The sequence below is a fragment of the Paraburkholderia diazotrophica genome (assembly GCF_900108945.1).
Classification (GTDB): Bacteria; Pseudomonadota; Gammaproteobacteria; order Burkholderiales; family Burkholderiaceae; genus Paraburkholderia; species Paraburkholderia diazotrophica.
The window spans coordinates 61,390-87,442 of the sequence record NZ_FNYE01000034.1 but is presented as its reverse complement, the minus strand read 5'-3'; the positions used below and the strand labels follow the sequence as shown (position 1 = coordinate 87,442).

At 63.9% G+C, this 26,053-nt stretch carries 27 protein-coding genes and 1 pseudogene; 14 read left to right on the top strand and 14 right to left on the bottom strand.

The features are described 5' to 3' along the window. Positions 1-731 (top strand): MFS transporter (locus BMW76_RS30845; RefSeq protein ID WP_143062357.1); only part of this gene is annotated, 731 nt, incomplete at its 5' end. Positions 732-797: 66 nt separating this feature from the next. Here the strand turns inward: BMW76_RS30845 and BMW76_RS30840 are convergent. From BMW76_RS30840 to BMW76_RS30820, 5 genes are all read right to left on the bottom strand, one after another. Then, entirely contained in the window at positions 798-1,280 is a 483-nt protein-coding gene (locus tag BMW76_RS30840) for a metallophosphoesterase family protein (RefSeq protein ID WP_090872134.1), read from the bottom strand. A 5-nt stretch (positions 1,281-1,285) separates the two neighbouring features. Then, on the bottom strand, positions 1,286-1,627 hold the full coding sequence (locus BMW76_RS30835; protein ID WP_090872125.1) for a cupin domain-containing protein: 342 nt from the start codon (positions 1,625-1,627) through the stop codon (positions 1,286-1,288). A gap of 8 nt (positions 1,628-1,635) precedes the next feature. Beyond that, positions 1,636-3,039, bottom strand: coding sequence for an FAD-containing oxidoreductase (locus BMW76_RS30830; protein WP_090872123.1), 1,404 nt, complete (start codon positions 3,037-3,039; stop codon positions 1,636-1,638). A 123-nt stretch (positions 3,040-3,162) separates the two neighbouring features. Further along, complete coding sequence (locus tag BMW76_RS30825; protein ID WP_087735593.1) at positions 3,163-3,354, bottom strand: hypothetical protein; 192 nt, start codon at positions 3,352-3,354, stop codon at positions 3,163-3,165. A 182-nt stretch (positions 3,355-3,536) separates the two neighbouring features. After that, complete coding sequence (locus BMW76_RS30820; RefSeq protein ID WP_090872121.1) at positions 3,537-4,157, bottom strand: glutathione S-transferase family protein; 621 nt, start codon at positions 4,155-4,157, stop codon at positions 3,537-3,539. A gap of 296 nt (positions 4,158-4,453) precedes the next feature. On the opposite strand from BMW76_RS30820, the gene BMW76_RS30815 reads away from it, so the two are divergent. Continuing rightward, on the top strand, positions 4,454-5,584 hold the full coding sequence (locus tag BMW76_RS30815; RefSeq protein ID WP_090872119.1) for an acyltransferase family protein: 1,131 nt from the start codon (positions 4,454-4,456) through the stop codon (positions 5,582-5,584). 99 nt (positions 5,585-5,683) lie between these two features. Here BMW76_RS30815 and BMW76_RS42865 read toward each other — a convergent pair. Continuing rightward, a pseudogene (locus BMW76_RS42865) lies at positions 5,684-5,767 on the bottom strand (addiction module antidote protein); the annotation flags it as partial. A 698-nt stretch (positions 5,768-6,465) separates the two neighbouring features. Between BMW76_RS42865 and BMW76_RS30805 the strand changes: the two are divergent. From BMW76_RS30805 to BMW76_RS30775, 7 genes are all read left to right on the top strand, one after another. Continuing rightward, positions 6,466-7,539 (top strand): LacI family DNA-binding transcriptional regulator, encoded by a 1,074-nt coding sequence (locus BMW76_RS30805; RefSeq protein WP_090872115.1) that lies wholly within the window; start codon positions 6,466-6,468, stop codon positions 7,537-7,539. Positions 7,540-7,667: 128 nt separating this feature from the next. Further along, a complete protein-coding gene (locus tag BMW76_RS30800) occupies positions 7,668-8,660 on the top strand; it encodes an ABC transporter substrate-binding protein (protein ID WP_245763439.1) in 993 nt (330 codons plus the stop codon). After that, entirely contained in the window at positions 8,657-9,481 is an 825-nt protein-coding gene (locus BMW76_RS30795) for an ABC transporter permease (protein ID WP_090872110.1), read from the top strand. Before BMW76_RS30800 ends, BMW76_RS30795 begins: the two co-directional genes overlap by 4 nt. Positions 9,482-9,511: 30 nt before the next feature. Then, positions 9,512-10,438, top strand: a complete 927-nt coding sequence (locus BMW76_RS30790) for an ABC transporter permease (RefSeq protein WP_090872108.1) — start codon at positions 9,512-9,514, stop codon at positions 10,436-10,438. Beyond that, positions 10,435-11,484 (top strand): ABC transporter ATP-binding protein, encoded by a 1,050-nt coding sequence (locus BMW76_RS30785; RefSeq protein ID WP_090872106.1) that lies wholly within the window; start codon positions 10,435-10,437, stop codon positions 11,482-11,484. Before BMW76_RS30790 ends, BMW76_RS30785 begins: the two co-directional genes overlap by 4 nt. Before the next feature lie 564 nt (positions 11,485-12,048). Then, the gene (locus BMW76_RS30780) at positions 12,049-12,900 is read left to right on the top strand and encodes a phosphodiesterase (protein ID WP_090872104.1); all 852 of its coding nucleotides are present in this window, start codon (positions 12,049-12,051) and stop codon (positions 12,898-12,900) included. Positions 12,901-13,021: 121 nt separating this feature from the next. Next, on the top strand, positions 13,022-14,236 hold the full coding sequence (locus tag BMW76_RS30775; protein ID WP_090872133.1) for an MFS transporter: 1,215 nt from the start codon (positions 13,022-13,024) through the stop codon (positions 14,234-14,236). Positions 14,237-14,316: 80 nt separating this feature from the next. Here the strand turns inward: BMW76_RS30775 and BMW76_RS30770 are convergent, their stop codons facing one another. The 5 genes from BMW76_RS30770 to BMW76_RS30750 all read right to left on the bottom strand — a co-directional run bounded on the left by BMW76_RS30770 (position 14,317) and on the right by BMW76_RS30750 (position 16,616). After that, positions 14,317-14,748, bottom strand: coding sequence for a response regulator (locus BMW76_RS30770; RefSeq protein WP_090872102.1), 432 nt, complete (start codon positions 14,746-14,748; stop codon positions 14,317-14,319). Positions 14,749-14,782: 34 nt separating this feature from the next. Beyond that, entirely contained in the window at positions 14,783-15,415 is a 633-nt protein-coding gene (locus BMW76_RS30765; RefSeq protein ID WP_090872131.1) for a response regulator, read from the bottom strand. 122 nt (positions 15,416-15,537) lie between these two features. Continuing rightward, the gene (locus BMW76_RS30760) at positions 15,538-16,083 is read right to left on the bottom strand and encodes a ferritin-like domain-containing protein (RefSeq protein WP_090872100.1); all 546 of its coding nucleotides are present in this window, start codon (positions 16,081-16,083) and stop codon (positions 15,538-15,540) included. Positions 16,084-16,182: 99 nt separating this feature from the next. After that, positions 16,183-16,344, bottom strand: coding sequence for a DUF1328 domain-containing protein (locus BMW76_RS30755; protein ID WP_090872098.1), 162 nt, complete (start codon positions 16,342-16,344; stop codon positions 16,183-16,185). Between the two features lie 95 nt (positions 16,345-16,439). Next, positions 16,440-16,616 carry a DUF1328 domain-containing protein gene (locus tag BMW76_RS30750; protein WP_090872096.1) on the bottom strand — a complete coding sequence of 59 codons (177 nt, stop codon included), beginning with the start codon at positions 16,614-16,616 and terminating at the stop codon, positions 16,440-16,442. Positions 16,617-16,799: 183 nt separating this feature from the next. On the opposite strand from BMW76_RS30750, the gene BMW76_RS30745 reads away from it, so the two are divergent. Further along, positions 16,800-18,272 (top strand): sensor histidine kinase, encoded by a 1,473-nt coding sequence (locus tag BMW76_RS30745; protein WP_090872094.1) that lies wholly within the window; start codon positions 16,800-16,802, stop codon positions 18,270-18,272. A 285-nt stretch (positions 18,273-18,557) separates the two neighbouring features. After that, entirely contained in the window at positions 18,558-18,698 is a 141-nt protein-coding gene (locus BMW76_RS30740; RefSeq protein ID WP_087735566.1) for an entericidin A/B family lipoprotein, read from the top strand. A 132-nt stretch (positions 18,699-18,830) separates the two neighbouring features. Here BMW76_RS30740 and BMW76_RS30735 read toward each other — a convergent pair whose 3' ends face one another. From BMW76_RS30735 to BMW76_RS30725, 3 genes are all read right to left on the bottom strand, one after another. Next, positions 18,831-19,619 carry a DUF4397 domain-containing protein gene (locus BMW76_RS30735; protein WP_090872092.1) on the bottom strand — a complete coding sequence of 263 codons (789 nt, stop codon included), beginning with the start codon at positions 19,617-19,619 and terminating at the stop codon, positions 18,831-18,833. A gap of 530 nt (positions 19,620-20,149) precedes the next feature. Then, on the bottom strand, positions 20,150-21,097 hold the full coding sequence (locus BMW76_RS30730) for an EamA family transporter (protein WP_177200542.1): 948 nt from the start codon (positions 21,095-21,097) through the stop codon (positions 20,150-20,152). A gap of 433 nt (positions 21,098-21,530) precedes the next feature. Further along, positions 21,531-21,992 carry a hypothetical protein gene (locus BMW76_RS30725; RefSeq protein ID WP_090872087.1) on the bottom strand — a complete coding sequence of 154 codons (462 nt, stop codon included), beginning with the start codon at positions 21,990-21,992 and terminating at the stop codon, positions 21,531-21,533. A gap of 533 nt (positions 21,993-22,525) precedes the next feature. On the opposite strand from BMW76_RS30725, the gene thiC reads away from it, so the two are divergent. The 3 genes from thiC (at position 22,526) to BMW76_RS30710 (ending at position 25,971) form a co-directional block, all read left to right on the top strand. Beyond that, entirely contained in the window at positions 22,526-24,457 is a 1,932-nt protein-coding gene (gene thiC / locus BMW76_RS30720) for a phosphomethylpyrimidine synthase ThiC (RefSeq protein WP_090872084.1), read from the top strand. 330 nt (positions 24,458-24,787) lie between these two features. Then, positions 24,788-25,000, top strand: a complete 213-nt coding sequence (locus tag BMW76_RS30715; RefSeq protein ID WP_087735561.1) for a glycine zipper 2TM domain-containing protein — start codon at positions 24,788-24,790, stop codon at positions 24,998-25,000. Positions 25,001-25,356: 356 nt separating this feature from the next. Continuing rightward, entirely contained in the window at positions 25,357-25,971 is a 615-nt protein-coding gene (locus BMW76_RS30710; RefSeq protein WP_090872082.1) for a hypothetical protein, read from the top strand. Positions 25,972-26,053: the final 82 nt, after the last annotated feature.

Sequence of the window (26,053 nt, the reverse complement as noted above, 5' to 3'; positions counted from 1 at the left end):
AGTCGCGGCCGAAGCAGACGTTCATGGAACTGCTCGCGCAGCAGTGGAAGCCGCTTCTGCAATGCGTGGGCCTCGTGCTGATCTTCAACGTCACCGACTACATGGCGCTGTCGTACCTGCCGAGCTATCTGTCCGCGACGCTGCACTTCAACGAATCGCACGGCCTGTTCCTCGTGCTCGCCGTGATGGTGCTGATGATGCCGATGACGCTCTACGCAGGCCACCTGTCGGACCGGATCGGCCGCAAGCCGGTGATGCTGCTCGGCTGCGTGGGTCTGTTCCTGCTGTCGATTCCGGCGCTGCTGCTGATCCGCACGGGCGCGGTGCTGCCCGTGTTTGGCGGGCTGCTGATTCTCGGCGCACTGCTGTCGACGTTCACGGGTGTGATGCCGTCGTCGCTGCCCGCACTCTTTCCGACAAAGATCCGCTATGGCGCGCTCGCGATCGGCTTCAATGTGTCGGTATCGCTGTTCGGCGGCACGACGCCGCTCGTTGCTGCGTGGCTCGTCGATCGCACCGGCAATCTGATGATGCCCGCGTACTATCTGATGGGCGCATCGCTGATTGGTATCGTGTCGGTGATCGCGCTGCGCGAGACGGCTCGCAAGCCGCTGCTCGGCTCGGGCCCGTGCGTGGCCACGCGCGCCGAAGCGCATGCCGTGCTGCGCGGCGAACGCGAAGCGGCGGAGATCGAAGAAGCGTATGCAGCAACTGCGACCGCGCGCGCCTGACGCTTGACTGCATCGTCCGAACAGCGGATGCACACGAAACGGGTCAGCTTCCGCTGACCCGTTTTCTTATGTCGTCAGCATGTGCAGCGTGGCTTCGACGCGCGCGCCATCGATCGTCAACATGCCAGCCGAGATCGGCAGCTTGAACCGCCGTGGCCCCGCGCTGCCGGGATTGACGAACAGCACGCCATCGCGTTCGGCGATCAGCGGCTTGTGCGAGTGCCCTGTCACGACGACGCGCACATCGTCGTCGTGCAGATTGCGGGGCACATCGGCGAGATCGTGGACGACGAGAATCTTCACCTGCTGCACGATGAGCGTCGCGTGCGTTGGAATCGATGCGGCCCATTCGCCGATGTCGTTGTTGCCGCGCACGACCGTCAACGGCGCGATCTGTGCGAGCGCATCGAGCACCGTCTGATTGCAGATGTCGCCGGCATGAACGATCGCGTCGCATCCGGCGAGATGCGCCAATGCTTCGGGACGCACGAGATTGTGCGTGTCGGAAATCAGGCCGATGCGGGAGGGGTGTGCGGGGCGTTGTGGCATCGTGCTCACGGCTCGTGATAAATCGCGAGCCAAACAGTCTGCTGCTCGACATGCGTCCACGCGACGCGATGCCGGCAATGCGGCTCGATCAGCACATAATCGCCGGGCCGCATGTCGTGCAACGTCGCGTCTTCTTCGAATTCGAGCACGGCCGCGCCCGACAGCAGCACGACCCATTCGGCGCGCGAGTCGTCGTACCAGAAGCCTTCGGGGCTCACGTGCCCCATCGACACGATCCGCTCCACGTTCAGACGCTGCCCCGTCACGAGCACGTCGACCCGCTCTTCGCTGCCGCGCCTGATCTCACGATTGTCGACGCTGAACAGATTGCCGATTCGAAGCTGCATGGCCGGCCTCACTTCAAAGGCGCGAGACCGTCGAGCAGCGTCGGGATCAGCTCGCTGATCGTCGGATGGATGTGCATCGCGAATTGCAGCGTCGTGTACGGCGCGCGCGCCGTCATGATGTCGATGAACGTGTGGATCGCCTCGTCGCCGTCGACGCCGAGGATCGTCGCGCCGAGTATCTGCTTCGACTGCCTGTCGACGAGCACTTTCATGAAGCCCTGCGTCTCGCCCTTCTCGCGCGCGCGGCCGACGCGCGTCATCGGCATGGTCGCGACCAGCGCGTCGCGGCCCTCGTTGCGCACGTCGCTCTCCGACATGCCGACGCGCGCAAGCGGCGGATCGACGAACACGGCATACGCCATGATCCGGTCGTCGACGCTGCGCTTGCCGCCATCGAAGAGATTCGCCGACACGATCTGGTAGTCGTCATAGGATGTGTGCGTGAACGCGCCGCGCCCGTTCACGTCGCCGATTGCCCAGATGCCCGGCACGCCCGTGCGCAACTGACCGTCGACGGCAATCGTGCCGTGGCGGTCGACCGTGACGCCCGCGGCATCGAGGCCGAGGTCATCGGTGTTCGGGCGGCGGCCTGTCGCGAAGAGCACATGCGACGCTTCGAGCGGCGCGGCATCGGCGCCGAAGAAGATGCGCACGCCGTCGCCATCCGCGCGCAATGTCTCGACGCGCGACGGTTCGCCGCCGAATCGGAATTCCACGCCTTCACGCGCAAGCACGTCCTGCACGTTGCGCGCGAAGTCCTCGTCCTCGCGCGTCAGCACGCGATTGCCACGCGCGATCACCGTCACGCGGCTGCCGAAACGGCGGAACACCTGCGCGAATTCAAGCGCGATATAGCTGCTGCCGACGATCGCCAGATGATCCGGCAACGTCGTCAGTTCGAGCAGCGTCGAGTTCGTGTGATAACGGATGCGCTCGATGCCGTCGATCTGCGGAATGACGGCGCGCGTGCCCGTATTGATGAAGATGTCGTCGGCCTGCAGTTCGGCGAGCGCGTTGCCGTTGCCGGGATCGGTGATCGCGAGCGCATGGGGGCCCGTAAAGCGCGCATGCCCTTTGAAAACGGTGACGTTCTTCGTGTTGCGCAGCCAGTGTTCGACGCCGTCGCGCGATTGTCCGATGATCGCGTCCTTGCGCGCCTTCACTTGCGCGAGATCGACGGTGACTTCGCCTGCCACGCGCACGCCGTAGTCGGCGGCATGGCGCGCGACATGCGCGGCACGGGCGCTCGCCACATACGCCTTGGTCGGCGTGCAGCCGACGTTCACGCAGGTGCCGCCGAATTTCTCGCGCTCGATCACGGCCGTCTTGCGGCCGCTTTTGGCAAGCCGCACGGCAAGCGGCGAGCCGCCCTGTCCCGTGCCGATCACAACGGCGTCGAAGTGCTGTGGCATGGCGGATCTCCCGAAACGCGTGTCGAGTCGGTCATCTTACGCCTGCCTCGCGTCATTCGAAGTGCGTGGTCGCGAATCCTTTTGAAAGCCAGCCAGAACGATTCGTCCCGCGAGCGCGGAAGGTCACGCGTCGCAGTGATGGAGCGAGCAAAGGAGTTCGCGCGAGCGTTGCAACGCAGCGCGCGCGCCCTGCGTCGCGACGACGAAGCCGGCCTGGCTCAGGTTGAAATCCACCTGCACCATGATCTGGATGAGCGACACCATCGGCAGCACCACTGCCGGGTGATAAAGCTGTCGTTCGATGATCGCTCTCATGGCCTTCTCCATCGCATGGCGCCGTGTGTTTCTCGCGGCGCCGTTCTGCATACCTGTTTCGATGGATGGATTGTAGAGAGCCGATAGTTAGAGATAAATGAGCCAAACGCGAAGATAGTTGTCGCCGGATTAGAACAATCCGGGTACGCGCGGCAAAGCGTTGTCCGGCCGCGCGCGAACGGTCATTCGAGCGGCGCGGCGACGAATTGCGGCAGCGCCTCGGCTCGCGCCGAAAACGCGGACAGCGCGGGATAGCGCTCCGGATCGACGAGGCCCGGCAACATGTACTGCTGGAACCGCCACGCGACGGCCAATGTGATGTCCGGCTGCATCAGCCGGTCGCCGAACAGCCAGCCGTTTGCGTTGTGGCCCTCGATTGCTTGCTCCAGATAATCGTAGGCGGCGAAAAGCTGTTTCTGCACGCGCTCGATCCACGGCTGATGCTGTCGCTCGGCGGGCCGCAGATTCACTTCGTAGACGTTTTGCATCGTCTTCTCGCAAGCGGCGAGCGCGAAACCGATCAAGCTTAGTGCCTGCGCGCGCGTGGCCGTTTCGGCGGGCATCAGGCATTTTTCCGGCGTGCTCAGTTGATCCAGATAGTCGAGAATCAGCGACGAATCGATCAGCATCGTGCCGTCGTCGGCGATGAAGGTCGGCGCCTTGACTACGGGATTGACCTTCGCGAACTCGTCGAAGTGCCGGAACACCGACACGCTGCGGTGCTCGAACGGCAGGCCGAGGACGGCAAGCGAAATGGCGACGCGTCGGACGTACGGTAAATCCATCATGCCGATCAGTAGCATCCTGCTTTCTCCGTGGTTGTTGAGGCGCAGCGCCACATACTGTAGACGAACGGTTCACGTCTCGCCATGCCCGTTCGTCACGGGCGCGGGCTTCATGGACGGTAAGGTGGTTTACAGCGGCTCGTAGAGTTTTGCGCCCGAACGAAAGCCGGTGCGAGGAGAAGCAATAGATAAGCGCGACGCCAGGCCAGTGGCGAAGCGCGCGGGCGGCCCCAAGCCACCAAACCGCATGGCCGTGCGAAATGATGTAGACTCCGCGCGCGACGCTCTCCTGCAGAGCCCTCCCACTTCCGCCGATGTTGACGAGCAAAAATAACGACCTGCAGTGCCTTCGTGCCGTAGCGATCATCCTTGTGATGATGCAGCACTACCGCAACAGGCTTCCGACTCCCGATGCATACTCCAGGTTGTTTGAACATTTTTCGTTCTGGACGGGGGTGGACATCTTCTTCGCCATATCGGGACTGCTGATATGCCACTCGTTCCTGCGGGATCTGCGGCACTCCGCTTCCATCAAACAGGCATCAATAGCATTCTGGGTCCGGCGTCTTGGCAGGCTTTTCCCTGCTGTCGTGTTCTGGGTCGCAATATCGGTGTGCGTCGCCGCAATAGCGTCGCACAGTGCTGGGGCCGACCCGCGCAAGGCGGCCGTCAGTGGAGCAGCAGCGTTGTTGGGTGTCTCCAATGCATACTGGTCATACTGCGTGCAGCATCAGATTGCTGCATGCGGAAGCGCTGATTTCAATGGCGTCACCTGGTCGCTTTCTCTCGAGTGGCAACTCTACGCAACGCTTATGCTGCTGATTGTCGCGGTTGGAAGGAAATGGGCCGTTGGATTGATGCTTATCGCAGCGATCATCATGTCAGCGTTCCCCGCTCCCAGCTTTTCGATCGCGTGGGCTTTTCGAATGCAGGCATTCGCATTGGGAGCCGCTACATTCCTGGTTCTGGGTAAGGGCGGAAGCCTGCCGAAACTATCGCTGCACCCTGTTGCGTGCATCACAATGCTGATGCTTGGCGTTCTCGTATGCGCCTCGTCACCAACGCACCTGCCTCAACCATTCGTACTTCCCGCGGCAGCTGCGGGGGCACTCCTGTGCCTTGTGTCGGCACTTTCGGGAAATAGCTATTCCCGTTATCGGATTGTTGCTCCGCTGATCTGGATTGGAGAGCGTTCGTATTCTATTTACCTCTGCCATCTACCAATCTTTCTCGTTACGAACGAGGTGTTAGTACGGTCGATTGGACTGCAGGCCGATCTTGGTCATATTGTGATTGGCCTTGCCATCGCTACCACTTCAATCGCAATCTGCAGCGATCTCTCTTATAGATTCATCGAGGCCCCATTCCAGCGGTTTGTGCAGTACCGCCTCACGCGAGCCAGACAAACCAACGGCGTAAATCTTGAAATTACAAGCCCTCAATAGGGCGGTGGAGACAGAGTGCCTTCTGGAGTTGACGGGCAGCGTTCGATGACGACCGGTTTTGCGACAGGTGTCACCGGTGTACGGGATCTTCTCGTTGATGCCGAGCGCCTGCATAAGCTTGTTGACCGTCTCGAATTTCGGCTTGGCGCCTGGCTTCAAGATCCTGTAGAGATGCCCCCGACGATGCCCCTCCTTTTTGACGGGGTGTCAATGGGAAATGTTGGGAAACCGCAGCTAGACCACTCACCCAAGCCTTAACTTATCGGGATTTTGGTAGATATTGGGAACCATTGGGATAGTCGGTGGTGCCGGGGACCGGACTCGAACCGGCAAGCTGTTAAGCGGCGGATTTTCGTCACACTACGTCTTTCGACGCCGTCTGCCTCGACCACAATCGACATCAATCGACAACGGTCGGCAGCCACGTTCGTGCGCTGGACTATGCCTTCGCCATCGCGATGCGCGTATTGCACGCCCATCGCCTTAGGCGCCCCCCGTCTAGTCTCTACACCTTCCGGCTCCTTCCGTCCCGACGTCGGCAGGAAGAAAAACCGGCTTGGCTCGGCGTCGCCTCGAACGCGCATTGCGCGGGTCAGGGGTTTCGCCGAATTTGAAGGGTTCTGCACCGGCCGTTTCCGGCTGGGCACTCAATGCTTTAAGTCCGCTATGTTTACCAATTTCATCACCCCGGCAGGGCGGACGCGATTCTACCATCGCGCCGCACCCTGACCAAAGGGGCGCATACCCCAGTTCTCCGCGCGCCGGTTGCGTTCATCGACCCGTCACAAACGTTCCCGATAATCCGCCGACGAAAACGTTTACAACAGCGCACGCCGGTCGATACGGCTTGCGCTACAGCGCCACCAAGGGGAACCCAGACGATGACACCCACGATCAAGGATGTCGCCGCCCACGCGGGCTTTTCGATCGCGACCGTCTCGCGCGCGATCAACGCGCCGCACACCGTCAATCCCGTCACGCTCGAAAAAGTGCGCCAGTCGATCGACGCCCTCAACTTCCGCCCGAGCCCGCTCGGCCGTCAGTTACGCGGCGAGCGCTCGCGCCTGATCGGCGTCGTGCTGCCGACGCTCGCCAACCCCGTTTTCGCGGAATGCCTGCAAGGCATCGACGAACTCGCGTCCGCGCAAGGCTACCGGCTGATGCTGATGACGACGCAGTACGACACCGACCGCGAGCGTCACGCCATCGAGACGTTGCGCGAACAGCGCGTCGAAGGGCTGATCCTGACGGTCGCGGACGCCGACACGCATCCCCTCCTCGACGACCTCGACCGCGACGGCATGCTGTACGTGCTGATGCACAACGATACGGTGCGCCGCCCGTCCGTGTCCGTCGACAACCGGCTCGCCGCCTACGACGGCGTGCGCATGCTGATCGCGCACGGCCATCGCCGCATCCTGATGCTCGCGGGCACGCTCGCCGCGTCGGACCGCGCGCGTCTGCGCCATCTCGGCTACGTGCAGGCGATGCAGCAGGCGGGCCTCGCGCCCGCGCCCGCGCTCGAAATCGATTTCAACGCGGACGAGCTCGCGCCCTCCGTCCTCAACCATCTGACGACGGGCCCGAATCGCCCCACCGCCCTCTTCTGCTCAAACGATCTGCTCGCAATGGTCGTGATGCGCGGCCTGCGCCGCGCGTGCTTCGAGATACCCGGCGACATGTCGATTCTCGGCTTCGACGGTCTCGCGATGGGCGAGTTGCTGTCGCCGCCGCTTGCGAGCGTCTGTGCGCCGAATCGCGAGATCGGCTGCGCCGCGTGGCGCCGGCTGATCGCACGCCTCGACGGCACGCAGCCCGCAGGCTTCGACGACGCGTTGCGCGCGCCGTCGCTGTCGCTGACCTTGCCGCACACGCTGCGCGAAGGCGCGACGATCGCCGCGATCTCCGACCTGGCAGGCGCATCGCCGAACCGCAACGCGCGCTCGTTCGCGTGACGCCCGGATACGAGCACCACCGCAAGCGCCGCCGCCTTCAGAACAATTTTCTTTCCACCTTCGGGAGACCTGCCGTGAACCGCCGTTCCTCCATCGGTACCGCAGCGTTGCGCGTTGCGCGCGCCGCACTGGCTGCATCGTCGTTCGTGCTGACGCTGGCCGCGCCATCCGTCGCGCGCGCCGACGAAACCGCGATCTGCTACAACTGCCCGCCCGAATGGGCCGACTGGGCGAGCCAGATCAACGCGATCCAGCAGAAGACGGGCATTCACGTGCCGTTCGACAACAAGAACTCCGGCCAGGCGATCGCCCAGCTGATGGCCGAGCAGAAGAGCCCCGTGGCCGACGTCGTGTATCTGGGCGTGTCGTCGGCGTTCCAGGCGAAGGACAAGGGCGTGATCGCGCCGTACAAGCCCGCACACTGGAACGACATCCCCGCGAACCTGAAAGACCCGCAAGGCTACTGGTTCGCGATCCACTCGGGCACGCTCGGCTTCTTCGTCAACAAGGACGCGCTCGAAGGCAAGCCCGTGCCGCGCTCGTGGGCCGACCTGCTCAAGCCCGAATACAAGGGAATGATTGGCTACCTCGATCCGTCGAGCGCGTTCGTCGGTTATGCGGGCGCCGTGGCTGTCAATCAGGCGCTCGGCGGCAGCTTCGACAACTTCAAGCCGGGCCTCGACTGGTTCGCGAAGCTGAAGGCCAACCAGCCGATCGTGCCGAAGCAGACGGCGTATGCGCGCGTGCTGTCGGGTGAAATCCCCATCCTGCTCGACTACGACTTCGACGCGTATCGCGCGAAGTACAAGGATCACGCGAACGTCGAGTTCGTGATTCCGAAGGAAGGCACGATCGAAGTGCCGTATGTGATGAGCCTCGTGAAGGGCGCGCCGCACGACGCGAACGGCAAAAAGGTGCTCGATTTCGTGCTGTCGGACGAAGGCCAGAAGCTGTGGGCGAGCGCCTATCTGCGCCCTGTGCGCGCGAACGCAATGAGCGCCGATGCCGCAGCGAAGTTCCTGCCCGCAAGCGACTATGCGCGCGCGCGTGCCGTCGACTTCGGGAAGATGGCCGGGAAGCAGCAGGCGTTCGGCGAGCAGTATCTGCAGGTGATGCATTGAACGACATCACGTTCCCGCTGCGCTGGCGCATCGCGTTGATCGCGCCGGCGCTCGCGGTGTTCATCGCGTTCTGGCTGCTGCCGATGACGGCGCTCGTGCAAGTGAGCGCCGACGGTCATCTGCTGAATACGTACGCCGCGATGCTCGCGAACGCGCGCTACATGAAGAGCCTGCTAGCGACGGTCGTCCTGTCGGCGGCCGTGACGGCGACGACGCTCGCGCTCTCCGTGATCTCGGGGCTGCTGCTCGCGCGCCGCGAGTTTCCGGCCAAGCGCGTGCTGCTCGCGCTGCTGACGTTTCCGCTCGCGTTCCCCGGCGTCGTCGTCGGCTTCATGGTGATCATGCTGGCGGGACGCCAGGGCCTGATCGGCGCGCTGTCGCTCAAGCTCACGGGCGACAAGTGGGTGTTCGCCTATTCGATGACGGGGCTCTTTCTCGGCTACCTGTACTTCTCGATTCCGCGCGTGATCGTGACGGTGATGGCGTCGGCGACGAAGCTCGATGCTTCGCTCGAAGAGGCTGCACGCTCGCTCGGCGCGTCGCCGTGGCGGATCATGCGCGACATCGTACTGCCCGCGCTGTCGCCGGGACTGATCGCGGCGGGCGCCGTGTGCTTCGCGACGGCGATGGGCGCGTTCGGCACGGCTTTCACGCTCGCCACCGACATCGACGTGCTGCCGATGACCATCTACACCGAGTTCACGCTGAACGCGAACATGGTGACGGCGGCCGGCCTGTCGATCGTGCTCGGCATCGTCACCTGGGTCGTGCTGTATGCGGCGCGCAGCATCAGCGGCTCGGCCGTTGCGCCGACGGCCTGATCCTCTTTCACGTCCGATGAAGACACTCGCATGAACACCGTTGCCCACGCTACCGATACGCCGCCTGCGAGCCGCAGGCGCGCGTTCACCCTGCCCTCGCTGCGCGCGTGGCTCGCCGCGGGCCAATGGCTCGTGACGCTGCTCCTGTGCGCGTTCCTGATCGTGCCCGTCGTGATGTCGATACTCGCGGGGCTGACGGTCAACTACTTTCGGGGCATCGCGAGCGGCCTCACGCTGCGCTGGCTCGGCGAAGTGTGGACGCTGTATCACGCGTCCGTGTTCCTTTCGCTCGAAGTCGCGCTCGCGACGCTCGTCGTCACGCTGCTGACGGGCGTGCCCGCAGGCTATGTGCTCGCGCGCAGCGAGACGCGCCTCTCGCGCATCATCGAGGAATTTCTCGTGCTGCCGATCGCATTGCCCGGTCTTGCGTCAGCATTGGCGCTGCTCGTCGTGTACGGCGGATTCACGATGTTTCGCACGAGCGTCGCGTTCATCGTCGTCGGGCATGTGGTGTTCACGCTGCCTTTCATGGTGCGCGCCATCGCGGCCGTGTGCGCGAGCTCGGGATTGCGCACGCTCGAAGAAGGCGCCGCGAGTCTCGGCGCGGGCTTCTTCCAGCGCTTCGTGACGATCGTGCTGCCGAACGTGCGGCCCGGCATCGTCGCCGGCGCGCTCGCCGTCGTCACGCTGTCGATCGGCGAATTCAACCTGACGTGGATGCTGCACACGCCCGAAACGAAAACACTGCCCGTCGGTCTCGCCGACACCTATGCGTCGCTGCGCATCGAGATCGGCAGCGCGTACACCATTCTCTTTTTCATCATGACGATGCCGCTGCTCGTCGCGATGCAATGGCTCGGCGTCGATGCGACGGGCCAGCGCAGCATCAGGCGGAACGCGAAGCAGATAAACGCGCGCGTCTCCGATACGCAAGCGGACGCACCGGAACAGCCATGAAACTCGACTCCATCCCTATCACGCTGACGCGTTGCGCGAAGACATTTCGCGGAACGCGCGTGCTCGAACCGCTCGATCTCTCGATCGGCGCGGGCGAAACGCTGGTGCTGCTCGGCCCGTCCGGTTGCGGCAAGACGACGACGCTGCGCATGATCGCCGGGCTCGAACGGCCGGATGCAGGAGGTCGCGTCGCATTCGGCAATGAAGACGTGACCGCGCTGCCCATCGAAAGGCGCCAGGTCGGCATGGTGTTTCAGAGCTATGCGCTCTTTCCGAATCTGACCGTGCGCGGCAATATCGGCTATGGTCTGAAGATCAAGCGCGTGAACGCGGACGCAGCGCGCCAGCGGGTCGACGAACTGCTCGCGATGATGCGTCTCACCGATCATGCCGACAAGCCGATCGATCAGCTGTCGGGCGGTCAGCGTCAGCGCGTTGCGCTGGCGCGCGCGCTCGCGCCGCAGCCGCGCGTGCTGCTGCTCGACGAACCGCTTACGGCACTCGATGCAAGGCTGCGCGACACGCTGCGCAGCGAGATGAATGCGCTGTTGCGCGAGCTCGGCATCACGACGGTGTACGTGACGCACGATCAGGCGGAAGCGATGGAACTCGGCGACCGCATCGTCGTGATGAGCGCGGGACGCATCGAGCAGATCGGCACGCCGCGCGACATCTACTACCGTCCCGCGAACCGCAACGTCGCGCAGTTCGTCGGCACGATCAACCGCGTGTCGGGCCAAGCGCGCGACGGCATGCTCGCGACGACGGGCGGCATGATCCCGCTGCCGCCGATGCACGCGACGCGCGCGAGCCACGGTGACGAAATCTTCTTCCGCCCCGAAGACGCGTGGCTCGCCGATCCGCAGAGCGCGCAGTTGCGCGGTATCGTCGATGCTTCCGCGTTTCTCGGCGAACGCACGCGTTTGACGATCCGCGATGCGGCGCCCGATGCGCTGATCGTCGATGTGCCGGGGCGCGTTGAGTTGGCGCGCGGTACGCGCGTCGGCATTTCCATCGCGCAGGAAGCGCTGATTGGGTTATTGTGAGTTTTGCGGTTGTTTTGGTTTGCTTGCGTTTTTCGTTGGCATCCGCGATTGCGCCTCGCGGCGCGGGCGTTGCCCCTGTGCGGGGCGGCACCTACTTTCTTTGCGTAGGCAAAGAAAGCGGGCTAACACCGAGCCTCTTGGCGCTTATCCACGGGCTCTCAACGTTCCAGGGTTCTAATCAGCGCCTCGGTCACGTGAATCACATGCCTGCAAAAACGTACGTACACCAACTCATGCGGCGATCGATTTTCTGCGGCCATCGTTCAATCTGAAAGGCGCCTGGAATATCAACTGCCGTATCGTAGCGGTACGTATGTTATTCAGGCGTTCTCTTCTCGTGATCGAGACGCTGATTAGAACCCCGGAAAGTTGAGAGCCCGTGGGTAACTACTAGCACTGGCGGTGTGAGCGGCTTTCTTCTGCCTACTCTTCTTTGCCGCGGCAAAGAAGAGTAGGTGCCGCCGCGCACAGGGGCAACACCCGCGCCGGTAGGCGCATCGCGAATGCCCGCGCAAAGGCAAAAAAACAACCAGCGTCGCAGACACCAACAGAAAAGGATTCTCCATGCTTCTAGCCCAGATCAGCGATCTGCACATCAAACGCCCCGGCGCGCTCGCCTATCGGCGCGTCGATACGGCAGCGCACCTGGCGCGCTGCATCGAGCGCCTGAACGCGCTCGATCCTCGCCCCGACGCGGTCGTGATGACGGGCGATCTCGTCGACCAGGGCGAACCTGAACAGTACGCGCATCTGAAGTCGCTGCTTGCGACACTCGAAATTCCGTATTACCTGCTGGTCGGCAATCACGACGACCGCCAGGCGCTGCGCGACGCGTTCAGCGACCGCAAAGAATTGCAGACAGGCGGCGAGTTCGTGCAATACGCCGTCGATATCGGTCCCACGCGCGATCACATGCGCGCTCCACTACGCCTGATCGCACTCGATTCGATGGTGCCGGGCGAGAGTGCCGGCCTGCTGTGCGATGCGCGCCTCGCATGGCTTGCAGAGCAGCTCGACGCGGCGCGCGGCAAGCCCGTGATCGTCGCGCTGCATCATCCGCCGTTCGTGACAGGCATCGGCCATATGGATGCACTGCGCCTGGAACCGACATCGGCGGATAAGCTCGCGGCCATCGTCGCGCGTCACCCGAACGTCGAGCGCGTGATCTGCGGACACGTGCATCGCCCGATGTTCGTGCGCTTCGGCGGCACGATCGCTTCGGCCGTGCCCGCGCCCGCGCATCAGGTGGCGCTCGATCTGCGCGACGATGCGCCGTCCGCGTTCATGATGGAGCCGCCGGCGTTCGCACTGCACCGCTATGACAGCGTGAACGGGCTGATCACGCATCATGCGTATGTCGATGCAGCAGATGGGCCGTATCCGTTCTATGAGCCGGAGGGGACGTTGATCGATTGAGGATAGCGAGCGTGCTGCGTAGGGCTCGCGGACGGAACGCCTCCAGCAGATTCCGCCCCGCTCCGGTATGATCGGCACGCTCGACTCTCTCTCGCGCCGGCGGCTTGCCGGCCGCCGCAACATGTCCACATCTTCCTCCGACACCGTCACGTCCCAACGCTCGCTGCACGGCCTTCTGCTGCTGCTCGCGACGATCGCGGGCGTCTCCGTCGCGAACATCTACTACAACCAGCCACTGCTCGACGACTTCCGCAAGTCGTTCCCTGAGAGCGCGTCGTGGATCGGCGTGGTGCCGTCAATGACGCAGCTCGGCTACGCCGCCGGCATGCTGCTGCTCGCGCCGCTCGGCGACCGCTTCGATCGGCGCAGACTGATCCTGCTGCAGATCGCGGGCATGTGCGTCGCGTTGCTGTTCGCGGCCGCCGCGCCGAATCTCGTCGTGCTCGTGTTCGCGAGCCTCGCGATCGGCGTGCTCGCGACGATCGCACAGCAAGCGGTGCCGTTCTCCGCAGAGCTCGCGCCGCCCTCGGGCCGCGGCCAGGCCGTCGGCACGGTGATGAGCGGCCTGCTGCTCGGCATTCTGCTCGCGCGCACTGCCGCCGGTTTCGTCGGCCAGTACTTCGGCTGGCGCGCGGTATTCGCCGCCTCGATCATCGCGCTGATCGTGCTCGCGGCCGTCATCATCTCGAAGCTGCCGCACAGCAAGCCGACCTCGACGCTCCCCTACGTCAAGCTGATCGGCTCGATGTGGCATCTCGTGGTCGAATTGCGCGGTCTGCGCGAAACGTCGCTGACAGGCGCAGCGCTCTTCGCGGCATTCAGCCTCTTCTGGTCGACGCTCGCGCTGCTGCTGGCAGGCGCGCCGTTTCACTACGGGCCGCAAGCAGCAGGGCTGTTCGGAATCGTCGGCGCGGCGGGCGCGATGGCCGCGCCGCTCGCGGGCAAGTTCGCCGACCGGCGCGGACCGCGCGCGATCGTTTCGCTGTCGATCATGCTGGCAGCGATCTCGTTCGTCGTGTTCGCGCTGTCGGGCACGAGCCTCATCGGCCTCGTGATCGGCGTGATCGTGCTCGACGTCGGCGTGCAGGCCGCGCAAATTTCGAACCAGTCGCGCATCTACGCGCTCAAACCCGAAGCGCGCAGCCGCGTCAACACGGTCTTCATGGTCGCCTATTTCATCGGCGGCGCGGCGGGGTCGGCAGTCGGCGCGTTCGTGTGGCCGCTGTTCGGATGGGTCGGCGTGAGCATCGCCGGTTTGCTGTTCACGGCCGCGGCCGGGCTCAATCACATGCGCGGCCGCCCCGAGCCGGCGGCGGCTTCCGGCACGGCCGAGTGAGCCCTGCGGTCGTCGGCTGTCGTTTCGAGTAGCGTTCTGTTATCGCATCGCGTCAACAGCCATCCCGCTAGCTGTACACGCTATCGCCCATCGAGACGCGCCTGCGCATACTCGTGCAGCGCGTCGATCACGCGATCGAACTCGAACGACTTGTCGTAGAAGTGCCGCACGCCGTATTGCTCGCATCGCTCGCGATAGGCAGGCAGCGCGTGATTGGTCAGCACGGCGGCGAACGTCGAGTCGATCAGCCCTTCCTTCTGCATGTACGCGAGCACGGGCACGCTCGATCCGCCCTTCAGTTGCAGATCGACGATCACGGCGTCGAACGCTTCGCCGTCCAGCAGCGCAATCGCTTCGTCGGCGGACTCGGCATGCGCGGCCACCTGCATCACGCCCGACGCGTCGATCGCCTCGACGATACTGCGACGAATCAGCGGCGAATCCTCGATCAGCAACACACGCAGCGGCGCACGGCCGGATTCGTTGCGTGCAGTGGCGGAGTCGGCGTTCATCGGTGGCGTTCCATGCTCTCGGTTCTTCGCGGCTTCATTCGATCAGTCCGTTCTTGATCGCGTAGTAGGTCATGTCCGCGTTGTTCGTCATGTGCATCTTGTCGAGCACGCGCGCGCGATACGTGCTGACCGTCTTCACCGACAGGTTCAGCTCTTCGGCGATATCGGTCGGAATCCGCCCGGACGCGAGCTTGCAGAAAATCTGGAATTCCCGTTCGGACAGCAGTTCGTGCGGATGCGCGGCGGCGGGCCGGTCGAGACTGTTCGCGAGCGTATCGGCGATGGCCTCCGACAGATAGCGATGCCCGCGCGCCACCGAACGTATCGCGCGCACGATCTCGTCGGGCTCGCAGTCCTTGTTCAGATAGCCGTTCGCGCCAGCGCGCAGCAGGTTGATCGCGTACTGGCTCTCGGGATAGCCGGAGAGGATCAGCACGCCCTGCTCCGGGCGCATCTGGCGGATCACGCGCAACGTGTCGATACCGTTCTTGTCGGGCATCGCGATATCAAGCAGCACCACGTCGAACGGCTGCTCGCGCACGAGGCGAATCGTCTCGTCGCCCGTCGACGCTTCCGCCGCGACGCACATGTCCGGCTCGTCGGCGACGAACTGCCTGAACCCGCCTCTGACGATCGCGTGATCGTCGGCTATCAACACTCGAATCATCGTTCGCTGTCCGACCATCCATGCACGCAGTTGCCTGCGTAGATTTTCATACGGAGCGGCGCGCAAGCGCGGCGCCAGTGCAAGCGCAAGCGCACGAGCCGCGTCCGCGCGATGCGCTCGCCCTAGCTGCGGCCCGCCAGCAGATCGACCATGTCGTCCGCGTGCTCTTCCTCGACGGCGAGAATTTCCTCGAAAATGCGGCGCGTCGTGACATCGCCATCGCCGAGATAGCGGATGATCTCGCGGTATGTATCTATCGCGATGCGTTCTGCGACCAGGTTCTCGCGAATCATGTCGGTCAGGTCGCGGCCTTCCTTGTATTCCGAGTGCGAGCGCGCCGTCAGGCTGTCGGGCGCGAAATCGGGTTCGCCGCCCAGTTGCACGATGCGCGCGGCGAGCTGGTCGGCATGCTCCTGCTCTTGCGTCGCATGCTCCAGGAACTCCTGCGCGACGGCTTCCGAATTGATGCCCTTCGCCATGAAATAGTGACGCTTGTAGCGCAGCGTGCAGATGAGCTCCGTCGCGAGCGCGCCGTTCAGCAGCTTGAGCACCGCCTCGCGGTCTGCGCCATAGCTTTGCGTGACGGGACCTTCATCCATGTCCTTGCGGGCTTGCTCGCGAATTTTCTGGAGGTCCATCACGAACTCGCCTTTCGATGACTTCGACATTGACTGACTCCTTGTTCCGGTATCGTGGGAAATGCGCACCGGGCCGCCGTCTGCGATGCGCGGCAGCGGCCCGTGCGCGCTGGGGAAGTGATGCCTGGGCTACGTTCGGAACACGCCAAGCAGCAGCGTGACAACGAACACAACCAGGAAGATGTAGAACAGAATCTTCGCGATTTCGGCGGCGCCGGCGGCAATGCCGGTGAAGCCGAATATGGCGGCGATGATCGCGATCACGAAGAATACGAGTGCGTAGTGCAGCATGACGACGCTCCTTCCTGTTTAAGCGATGTTGTTATCGCGGTCCGACGAGTGGTGCGTGCTTCTCTTTGCTGTTGCGTTGCATCGGGCCGGCTTCGCTAATCGACGATCTTTTTCGTCACGATGAAGCCGAGCACGAGAAACACGACACACAGAATCAGGAACACCACGAACAGGAACTTCGCGATGGCCGCCGCGCCTGCCGCAACGCCCGTGAAGCCGAGCAGTCCTGCGATCACGGCAATCACGGCGAAGAACAACGCCCACTTCAGCATGATGGCAACCTCCCTGAATAAACGATCGCTAACACCTATCGTAGGGAGCACGTTGCGTACCCGCATTCGGAGGCCCGCTGTTTTTCATGTGGGAATCCGCCGACACCGGTTTTCGGCGCGCGGTCCGCTCGTGACAGGAACGCGCAAGCGTCAGCGACGCTACACTGTCGATGATGGGATCTGATGGAGACGGCGGTGTCGGGCGTAGCCGAAGCGGGACTCACGACAAGGCTGACGGACTGGATGCGCAGGCGCAGCTGGGCCATCGCGATGACGGTCGCGATCGTCATCACGTGCGGCGGCCTCGTCATTCTGGAAACGGCGCGGCAACGCATCGCATCGGAATACGAAGCGGCCCTCGAAGCACGCAGCGCGACCGTGCGGCTAAGCGACCTCGACCGTCATCTCGCGCAGATGAGCACGCACGAGAGCCGCTTTCTTCTGACCAGCAGCGATAGCGACGCGAGCAGCTACTGCGCGAGCGCGACCGACATCCGCCGCGCTGTCGGCTCGCTCGACAGCTATTTCAAACGCGCTTCGGACGGCGCCGAGCTCACCGCCTTCACGCAGATCGCCGCGCTGATCGACGAACGCATCGGCAGCGGCGCGCGCGCGATGCAGCGCGCTGCGTCCCAGCCGCTCGACCTGTCTGCATGCGGCAATGTGAAGGCCGAAGGCGCCGTCGATGCGTCGCTCGTGACGAGCACGCTGGCCTTGCTGCGCGATAACGAAGAACGCCGCGCGCAGCGCGCGCTCGATGCGAGCCGCGCCGATCAGCGCGTGTCGACCTTCGTCGCGGCTGGGTTGTCGGCGCTCAACATCGTGTTGTTCATCCTGCTGTTCCGCAACCTCGGCATTCAGATCGACAGTCAGGCGCGCGCGCAGAAGCAGCTGATCACGCAGCAGGAAGAACTCGATCAGCTCGTCAACGAACGCACGCGGCAGCTCGAAGCACTCGGCTGGCACCTGCAGGCCGTCAGCGAAAACGAAAAGACGCAGCTCGCGCGCGAACTGCACGACGAACTCGGCGCGATCCTCACGGCGAGCAAGATGGACGTCGCATGGGCGAGGCGCAAGCTGCAGGACGCCGATCCCGTCATCGCGGAGAAACTGGCGCGCGCGCTCGCGACGCTCGATCAGGGCATCGCGTTGAAGCGCCGCATCATCGAGGACATGCGGCCGACCGTGCTCGCGAACTTCGGGCTCGTCACCGCGCTGCGCACGCTCGGCGACGAAGCCGCACAGCGCAACGGCTGGCTGCTCGACCTGCAACTGCCCGCCGATGATATCCAGCTCGACGAACAGACGGAGATCGCGCTCTTTCGCGTCGCGCAGGAATCGCTGACCAACGCGGCCAAGTACGCGCGCGCGACGCAGGTCACGATCGCCTTGACGGCAGGCGACGGCGAAGTGTCGCTGCATATCGCGGACAACGGCATCGGCATCCTGCCCGCGGATCTCAAGCGCACGCATACGCATGGGCTAATGGGCATGCGTCAGCGGGTGGCCGCGCGCGGCGGGCGCTTCGACATCCGGCGCGGCGATCTGCGCGGCACCGATATCCGCGTCGTGCTGCCCGTCGCGAACGTCGGCGCGGCGCAGGAAGCTGCTCGCACGGATACGCGTGCGGGACATGCGAGCCTGGAAGACCGCTGATGCACTGCGTTCCTGATGCATCGCGTCATCGCGTGATCAGCGTTTGATTGCGTAGGATTGCGCCGACATGAAATTCGTGGCGTGACTGACAGCAGCACGGGCGCGCGTCTCTTACCATGGAATCAGACCGGATTGGCTGTGTGGTGCCCCGGTCGACAACAACGCGCGCACGCCGGACACGGCCCGATGTGGCATCGGCACAGGCCAGCAAGCGCGAATCGACCGACGCGTTCCTACGTGCGCCTCGACGCGTTCGTGCGCGTATCTGATAGGGAGAGAGAACCCATGACTCGACGACTCATCGCACTCTTGTTGCTCGCCGGCACGGCGACGCTCGCGGCCTGCAATACCGTCGCCGGCGCAGGCCAGGATATCTCGAAGGGTGGCCACGCGATCACGAACTCGGCGGAGAAGCATTCGGATTAAGCGCGCTGCCCTATGCTGCGCGCGGCGCAACCGCATGACAGCACAACAAACAGAACGGCTCATTTGCATGAGCCGCCGTGTTTTTTCTCCCTTCTTATTTGCTTCGTCAAGAGGCCTGTCGTCCCGGCCGGACTACTGGCCGTTCAACGAGTTCGTCAGTTCGAGCGCGGGCTGCGACGTGTTGCCTCCTTGCGCCACCAGCAGGTGAATCTGATTCGGCAGCAACTGGGTCACTGCGCCGCCGATGGGCACGGACGTCACGAGCCAGTCCGCGTTGTTCGCGAGATCGAACGCGCTCGACTGGAAGATCGCGGTCTTGGTGCCCGCCGTCGTCGCGATCAGCACATATGAGCCGCCCGATACGTAGATCGAGTCCTGTCCGCTTGGCGGCACCGCGTTCTTGAACGACACGCCCGCCATCGACGGGCTCACGTTCGTGATGTTGGTGTTGTTCGACGGCACCAGATACAGGTCGAGATTGCTCGCGTTCACCGATGCGTTGAACGCCCGCACGCGCGCGCTGTTCGACAGCAGCCCCTTGTCGAACGGATCGTCGATCAGGCCGATGTCGGTCCCCGTCGAGCCGGGCACGGCGATCACCGTGTATTCGTGGCCTTTCGCGACATCGGGAAACGAGCCGCTCGCAAGCGGCGTGGTGGTGCCCGTCAGCGCATAGGCAACCGACGTCGGCCCCGTATTGATGTTCGCGAAGTTGGTCACGTTCTTGTACGAGATGCCCTTCTGCAACGCGCTGCCGTTCACGAGAAAGTCGACGGTCGGCCCGCTCGGAATCGCGTGCACGAAATGGATCAACGGGTTCTGCAAGCCGACTTCCTTGCCGACATCGTTGGAGCTGCCTCCGCACGCCGTCATCAGCGCAGCCGCGCACGCCAGCGCGGCCATGGTCCGGATAACCTTCATTTGCCACCTCTCCCTGATTGGGTTTGAACCCGTTGATCCGTGGCTTGCCGCCTGCGCCGATGCGGCCATTCGTTGTCGACGCTGCCATATCGCTTTTGGAATCGCTGCAGTGCCGTCGCTATTTGTCGATGCCGCGCGCCGACGCGTTCGTCTTCGCGGCGCGCCCGCTTGTCCCAGAGGCCGGACAGCATGCTTCGGTTCGCTTGCCGACATCGATTGGACGAATATCGTCAGCAATTGCCGTGCCGCGTCGCTTATTACCTAGCGCGGGCGAATAAAGGATCTGGCGCTTTGTGGGGTATGAGGCGATCGGAATTTTTCTGTGGCGGGCTCTTGCGCATGTCGTTCACGCGCGACGCAACTTTACATGGTGCCTTGCACGTCTTACCCGAGCTGCTTGTCTGGAACCCGATGCGTTTCCAGCGTGCGCTTGCCGCTGCGCGCGCAACGGTTGCCGGCGTTTCGACGGCAACGGCTGCACGGCGCGGCGCGCGCGGCACACGACGTCGCGCGCCGCCTTACGACGCCCTTTACGACGTGCCGCCTTGCGCCCTGCCGCGCCGCCGGTAGTCGAACCAGAACGACAGGCCGACGCTCGCCAGAATCACGGCCGTCGCGATCACCGTCGAGCGCGTCACGGGCTCGCCGAGCAGCAGCGCGCCCAGCGCCACCGCGACGACAGGATTCACGTACATGCAGCTGCTGGCGATGATCGGGCTCGTATGGCGGATCAGAAAGCCATATGCGACGTAGGCGGCCATCGTGCCGATCAGCATCAGATACACGAACGCCAGCACGGGCAGGAAGTGGATGTCCATCATCCGCTCGCCGGAGAGCCACGCGACCATCGTCGACATCGCGCCGCCGAGGCCGATCTGCAGCGAAGTCGACAGAAAGAGATCGGACGGCAGCTTCAGGCGCGACGCGAGATGCGCGCCGCCCGCCCAGAAAAGCGCGCCGCACAGAATCGCGAGACTGCCGCCCGCCGAGCCCGCCGTCTGGTCGCCGTGGCTGAGGATTGCGATGCCGACGAGTCCCAGCCCGACGGCGAACCATTCGACCTTCGCGATCTTGCGCCCCGCGATCGCCGCGATGACGGTCGCGAAGAGCGGCACGGTCGCGACCATCACGGCCGCCGTGCCCGTGCCGACGGTGCGCATGCCGTACGCGAGCATGCCGCTCGACAGCCCGACCAGCATCGTGCCGACGAGGCCCGCATTGCGGATTTCAGCGACGGGCGGCCAGACGGGCTTGCGCCGCATCGCGAAGATGAAGAGTCCGACGCCCGCGAAGAAGTTGCGCAGCCCCGACATCAGCAGCGGCGGGAACGAGCCGAGCGCGACGTGCACGGCCAGATAGGTCGAGCCCCAGACGATATAGACGACGCCGAGCGCGAGCGCGATCTGTCCACCGTGGGACTGAGGCAGGCGAAACGGAAAACGGCCGGGGAGATTCAGCGCCACGTTCAGCCCGCCCATGCCGGTGATGGCGCCACAGCCCCGATGAACAGCCACGAACAGGACGGCAGACGCCGCGTCAGCGACACGGCATGAGGGGCAAAGCGGGCGGGCATGGCAGTAGAACGGTAAGCGGCAGTCGAAAGCCGTCGATCGGCAATGGATGCGCCATGTCAATGGCGCGAATTGATGGCCTTCGTAATGCGGAATGCATCTACAGCGGCCAACGGGCGCGAGCGGACGCGCCGCCGTGCATTATGCAGTATCCGGACGCCCCTTCGGCAAGAGAATCGTAACTTTCGTTGCAAGCGGGACGAAACCGGTAATCGAAAGAACGCGAGCGCTTTGCGCGTGGGTTTTGTCCCCATTGTCCACGTGCCGAAGGCCGATGCAAAAACGACACGGGCGGCATGCGTCGCCGCCCGTGCGATGTCAAGCACGCTGCGCTGCGCGCTCAGTCGTAGTTCACCACCACCGTCACCGCGCTTTCGCTCACCGCGCCGCTCGCGATCGACAGCGTGCCGCCCGCCCGGCCCATGTCGAACCGCGTGCCCGCCTGCGGCCCGGCGCGCCTTGCGTTGTCGACGAAACGCGTGGTCAGCGTGCGCGGAGGCGTGACACCCGACGCCGTGTTGACCAGCACATAGACATGCGCAGCCGTCGACGTATGGGGCGCGGGCGTGAACGTCACATCGACCGTCGACGCATTCCTATCCGACGGCACATCTGTACGGAATCCTTGAGACTTTTCCGATACAGAAGTCGCAATACCGTACGACGGCGCAACGATCGCGCCTGTGAAGGTGATGGTCCCGCCCGTGGAAAACTGCGCCGCAGCGGACCCCAGCGGCGCGGCCAGCCCTGCCGCGACAACGCATACGCCTAGCAGATCGACTGCCAGCTTCGATGTTTTCATTGCACTCTCCGTTTGAATTGATTTTTGTTAGGCAGACTGATCAATTGCCCGCCTCGAATCCGTCTAACGGCTCGCTTCGGGCAATCTTGAATATGAGCGATGCAAGTTCGCCGGGGGATGAGGTCTTTCCCTCACTTATGAGATAACAGACTGACTCGATGCATGGCGCGCACGAACGGCGCGAACACAATGAAAGCCACGCGTGGCACAGCTTTCAGCTGATCGAAAGCCTTGCCCTTCTGCACGCGCCGTGAATTTTGAGATGTGTTGCCAAACCCCGCCCCGCCAGGTTATCGTGTGCGCTGCTAACGCGGGGGTCCTGCGTTGTGCGTCGCCGGGGAGCAAAACGGGGGACGTACGGCGTGGGTGAGAAATACCCTTTGAACCTGATCTGGATAATGCCAGCGCAGGGAAGCGTTCGGGCTCGCCGCTTCACCTGACGTATCACCCTCCTCGCGCGAACCCGGCCAACTTCCCCTTCCGTCTCGTTCTCCTGCGTAGCTGTATCGCCCCACATTTGCATGGAGACACGCATGAACGCCAACCCGAAATTCATTTCCGCGAACGCGCACGTCGACGAGGCCGCCGTTGCGCCGCTGCCGAACTCGCGCAAGGTCTACGTGACCGGCTCGCAAGCCGATATCCGCGTGCCGATGCGTGAGATCACGCAGTCGGACACGCCGACGGGCTTCGGCGGCGAAAAGAATCCGCCCATCTACGTGTATGACACGTCGGGCCCGTACACCGATCCGGACGCGAAGATCGACATCCGCGCGGGCCTGCCCGCGCTGCGCCAGCGCTGGATCGAGGCGCGCGGCGACACGGAATCGCTGATCGGTCTGTCGAGCGAATACGGCCGCGAGCGCGCCGCCGACCCCGCCACCGCGCAACTGCGCTTTCCCGGCCTGCATCGCACGCCGCGCCGCGCGATGCCCGGCAAGAACGTGTCGCAGATGCACTACGCGAAGCAGGGCATCATCACGCCGGAAATGGAATACATCGCGATCCGCGAGAACCAGCGCCGCGCCGAGTATCTCGAAAGCCTGAAGGCAAGCGGCCCGAACGGTGAGAAGCTCGCGCAGATGATGGGCCGTCAGCATCCCGGACAGGCGTTCGGGGCCGCCGCGTTCGGCGCGAATGCGCTGAAGGAGATCACGCCGGAATTCGTGCGCGACGAGATCGCACGCGGCCGCGCGATCATCCCCGCGAACATCAATCACCCGGAAAGCGAGCCGATGATCATCGGCCGCAACTTCCTCGTGAAGGTCAACGCGAATATCGGCAACTCTGCCGTGACGTCGTCGATCGGCGAGGAAGTCGACAAGATGACCTGGGCGATCCGCTGGGGCGGCGACACGGTGATGGATCTGTCGACGGGCAAGCACATCCACGAGACGCGCGAATGGATCATCCGCAATTCGCCCGTCCCGATCGGCACGGTGCCCATCTACCAGGCGCTCGAAAAGGTCAACGGCAAGGCCGAAGACCTCACGTGGGAAATCTTCCGCGACACGCTGATCGAACAGGCCGAACAGGGCGTCGACTACTTTACGATCCATGCGGGCGTGCGTCTGCAATACGTGCCGCTCACCGCGAACCGGATGACGGGCATCGTGTCGCGCGGCGGCTCGATCATGGCGAAGTGGTGTCTCGCGCATCACAAGGAGAGCTTCCTGTATGAGCACTTCGAAGACATCTGCGAAATCATGAAAGCGTACGACGTGAGCTTCTCGCTCGGCGACGGCCTGCGCCCCGGCTCGATCTACGACGCGAACGACGAAGCGCAGCTCGGCGAGCTGAAGACGCTCGGCGAGCTGACGCAGATCGCGTGGAAGCACGACGTGCAGACGATGATCGAAGGCCCGGGCCACGTCCCGATGCAGTTGATCAAGGAGAACATGGACCTGCAACTGGACTGGTGCGACGAAGCGCCGTTCTACACGCTCGGGCCGCTGACGACGGACATCGCGCCGGGCTACGACCACATCACGTCGGGCATCGGCGCGGCGATGATCGGCTGGTTCGGTACGGCGATGCTCTGCTACGTGACGCCGAAGGAGCACCTCGGCCTGCCGAACAAGGACGACGTGAAGACGGGCATCATCACGTACAAGCTCGCCGCGCACGCCGCCGATCTGGCGAAGGGCCATCCGGGTGCGCAGGTGCGCGACAACGCATTGAGCAAGGCACGCTTCGAGTTCCGCTGGGAAGACCAGTTCAACCTCGGCCTCGATCCCGACAAGGCACGCGAATTCCACGACGAGACGTTGCCGAAGGACTCGGCAAAGGTCGCTCACTTCTGCTCGATGTGCGGTCCGCACTTCTGCTCGATGAAGATCACGCAGGATGTGCGCGACTACGCGGCGAAGGAAGGCATGAGCGACAGCGACGCGCTGAAGAAAGGCATGGAAGTGAAGGCCGTCGAATTCATGAAGAGCGGCGCGGAGATCTATCAGCGTCAGTAGTCGCGCAGCGCTGCCGTCGGCGCAACATCTTTCCGGCGCCGCGTCGCGGCGTTCATGGAACGCAAAGCCCGCCTCATCGACGGCGGGCTTTTTTTCGTCCGTATTTATCGCGCGCTGCTTGTTTTTTTGCGAGCAAGGCATGGGGAAGTTCCATGCACGAAGCGGGCACCAGCGAGGGAAAACTTGTGGGGAAACATTTGATTACGAAACGGACACTTTGCTGACAAGCCCATACAAACAGAAACGGCACGCGGCGATACCATCGAATCCAACGAATCAACGGAGCGGGAGCGCAACTCGCATGTCCCGTCGAGAAAAGGAGTCGCAATCATGAGAACGTTCCATCGAATCGGTGCGCTGGCCACGCTGGTAGCCGTGGTGGCGAGTCTTTCCGCATGCGACGGCATGACCCGGCGACAACGCGATACCGCAATCGGCGCGGGCGTAGGCGGCGCAGCGGGCGCGGTGATCGGCGGCAACGCGCTGTCGACGTTGGGCGGTGCGGCCGTCGGCGGCGTGATCGGCAACCAGGTCGGCAAGTGAGCCGCACGCTCCCAGCAGCACCGAACCAAATTCGAGCGTTTCGCTGACGCGCCATCGCGATCGCCGATGTGATCCAGATGGCCCGGGCGAACGCGATCCGAATACGACAAATCGCCATCGAAGGCGATGCGGGCAAACGGCCTCGAACCCACGCATCCGCCTGACGCGTGTCGCTCGAAAGCCGAAGGGAGATGGGCAGAGTCCGGCGCGCACGTACGCGCCGGACATGTCCTGCAATACGCCCGCGGTGAAATAAGCCGTTACCACTTTGTGACGTGCAGCACGAAGCCCTGACGTAAGCTCAATAGATAAAGCGCGCGCCGCCTGTGATGCCGCGCGATAACGAGGAGCACGTCATGAAACCGCTTGATGCAACGTTGCGTGTCGGCAGCGCCGTTGCAGTGCTGGTGTTGTCCGGGGCGCTGTCCGGCTGCTACTACTACGCGCCGTACGGCTACTACCCGGGCTACGGGTATTACCCCGCGTATCCCGCCTATTCCACTGTTCCGACGGCAGCCACGCTGTCCGAGATTCCCGTTTCCCCTGGCGACGCATCGCAGGCTCCCGCACAGGCGCAGTTCGCGATGCCCGACGGCTCGTCGCCCGCCTACGACGTCGCGCCTGCTTCCGTCTATGGCGCGCCTGCGTACTATCCCGTCGCCTATCCCTATGCCTATCCGTATCCCTATCCGTACTACGGTTACGGCTGGCCGGGCTATTGGTGGCCGTCGGTATCGCTTAGCTTCGCGTACTGGGGAGGATGTTGCGGCGGACACGGTCATTACGGCTACTGGGGGCATCACGGCTATTGGGGTGGTCATGGAAACTGGGGCGGCGCGCATGGCACCTGGGGCGGCAGTCACGGCACCTGGGGCGGCGGCCACGGGTCCTGGGGTGGCACGCACGCAGGCTGGGGCGGTGGGGGTGGCGGCCACTACTGGGGAGGCGGCGGCCACGGCCGTTCGCACTGAGCGGCGCGCGCGATCCCGAGCGCCGATGGCGGATTCCGCGCCGCTGACGGCACAGCAAACCGCGCCGCAGACAAGCTGCAGG

What these genes read in the sequence shown, in the direction of transcription:
- BMW76_RS30840 (WP_090872134.1), bottom strand. Translation starts at nt 1,280, where the DNA reads ATGCCACAACGCCCCGCACACCCCTCCCGCATCGGCCTGATTTCCGAC.
- BMW76_RS30835 (WP_090872125.1), bottom strand. Translation starts at nt 1,627, where the DNA reads ATGCAGCTTCGAATCGGCAATCTGTTCAGCGTCGACAATCGTGAGATC.
- BMW76_RS30830 (WP_090872123.1), bottom strand. Translation starts at nt 3,039, where the DNA reads ATGCCACAGCACTTCGACGCCGTTGTGATCGGCACGGGACAGGGCGGC.
- BMW76_RS30825 (WP_087735593.1), bottom strand. Translation starts at nt 3,354, where the DNA reads ATGAGAGCGATCATCGAACGACAGCTTTATCACCCGGCAGTGGTGCTG.
- BMW76_RS30820 (WP_090872121.1), bottom strand. Translation starts at nt 4,157, where the DNA reads ATGCTACTGATCGGCATGATGGATTTACCGTACGTCCGACGCGTCGCC.
- BMW76_RS30815 (WP_090872119.1), top strand. Translation starts at nt 4,454, where the DNA reads ATGTTGACGAGCAAAAATAACGACCTGCAGTGCCTTCGTGCCGTAGCG.
- BMW76_RS30805 (WP_090872115.1), top strand. Translation starts at nt 6,466, where the DNA reads ATGACACCCACGATCAAGGATGTCGCCGCCCACGCGGGCTTTTCGATC.
- BMW76_RS30790 (WP_090872108.1), top strand. Translation starts at nt 9,512, where the DNA reads ATGAACACCGTTGCCCACGCTACCGATACGCCGCCTGCGAGCCGCAGG.
- BMW76_RS30785 (WP_090872106.1), top strand. Translation starts at nt 10,435, where the DNA reads ATGAAACTCGACTCCATCCCTATCACGCTGACGCGTTGCGCGAAGACA.
- BMW76_RS30780 (WP_090872104.1), top strand. Translation starts at nt 12,049, where the DNA reads ATGCTTCTAGCCCAGATCAGCGATCTGCACATCAAACGCCCCGGCGCG.
- BMW76_RS30775 (WP_090872133.1), top strand. Translation starts at nt 13,022, where the DNA reads ATGTCCACATCTTCCTCCGACACCGTCACGTCCCAACGCTCGCTGCAC.
- BMW76_RS30770 (WP_090872102.1), bottom strand. Translation starts at nt 14,748, where the DNA reads ATGAACGCCGACTCCGCCACTGCACGCAACGAATCCGGCCGTGCGCCG.
- BMW76_RS30765 (WP_090872131.1), bottom strand. Translation starts at nt 15,415, where the DNA reads ATGATTCGAGTGTTGATAGCCGACGATCACGCGATCGTCAGAGGCGGG.
- BMW76_RS30760 (WP_090872100.1), bottom strand. Translation starts at nt 16,083, where the DNA reads ATGTCGAAGTCATCGAAAGGCGAGTTCGTGATGGACCTCCAGAAAATT.
- BMW76_RS30755 (WP_090872098.1), bottom strand. Translation starts at nt 16,344, where the DNA reads ATGCTGCACTACGCACTCGTATTCTTCGTGATCGCGATCATCGCCGCC.
- BMW76_RS30750 (WP_090872096.1), bottom strand. Translation starts at nt 16,616, where the DNA reads ATGCTGAAGTGGGCGTTGTTCTTCGCCGTGATTGCCGTGATCGCAGGA.
- BMW76_RS30745 (WP_090872094.1), top strand. Translation starts at nt 16,800, where the DNA reads ATGGAGACGGCGGTGTCGGGCGTAGCCGAAGCGGGACTCACGACAAGG.
- BMW76_RS30740 (WP_087735566.1), top strand. Translation starts at nt 18,558, where the DNA reads ATGACTCGACGACTCATCGCACTCTTGTTGCTCGCCGGCACGGCGACG.
- BMW76_RS30735 (WP_090872092.1), bottom strand. Translation starts at nt 19,619, where the DNA reads ATGAAGGTTATCCGGACCATGGCCGCGCTGGCGTGCGCGGCTGCGCTG.
- BMW76_RS30730 (WP_177200542.1), bottom strand. Translation starts at nt 21,097, where the DNA reads ATGGGCGGGCTGAACGTGGCGCTGAATCTCCCCGGCCGTTTTCCGTTT.
- BMW76_RS30725 (WP_090872087.1), bottom strand. Translation starts at nt 21,992, where the DNA reads ATGAAAACATCGAAGCTGGCAGTCGATCTGCTAGGCGTATGCGTTGTC.
- thiC (WP_090872084.1), top strand. Translation starts at nt 22,526, where the DNA reads ATGAACGCCAACCCGAAATTCATTTCCGCGAACGCGCACGTCGACGAG.
- BMW76_RS30715 (WP_087735561.1), top strand. Translation starts at nt 24,788, where the DNA reads ATGAGAACGTTCCATCGAATCGGTGCGCTGGCCACGCTGGTAGCCGTG.
- BMW76_RS30710 (WP_090872082.1), top strand. Translation starts at nt 25,357, where the DNA reads ATGAAACCGCTTGATGCAACGTTGCGTGTCGGCAGCGCCGTTGCAGTG.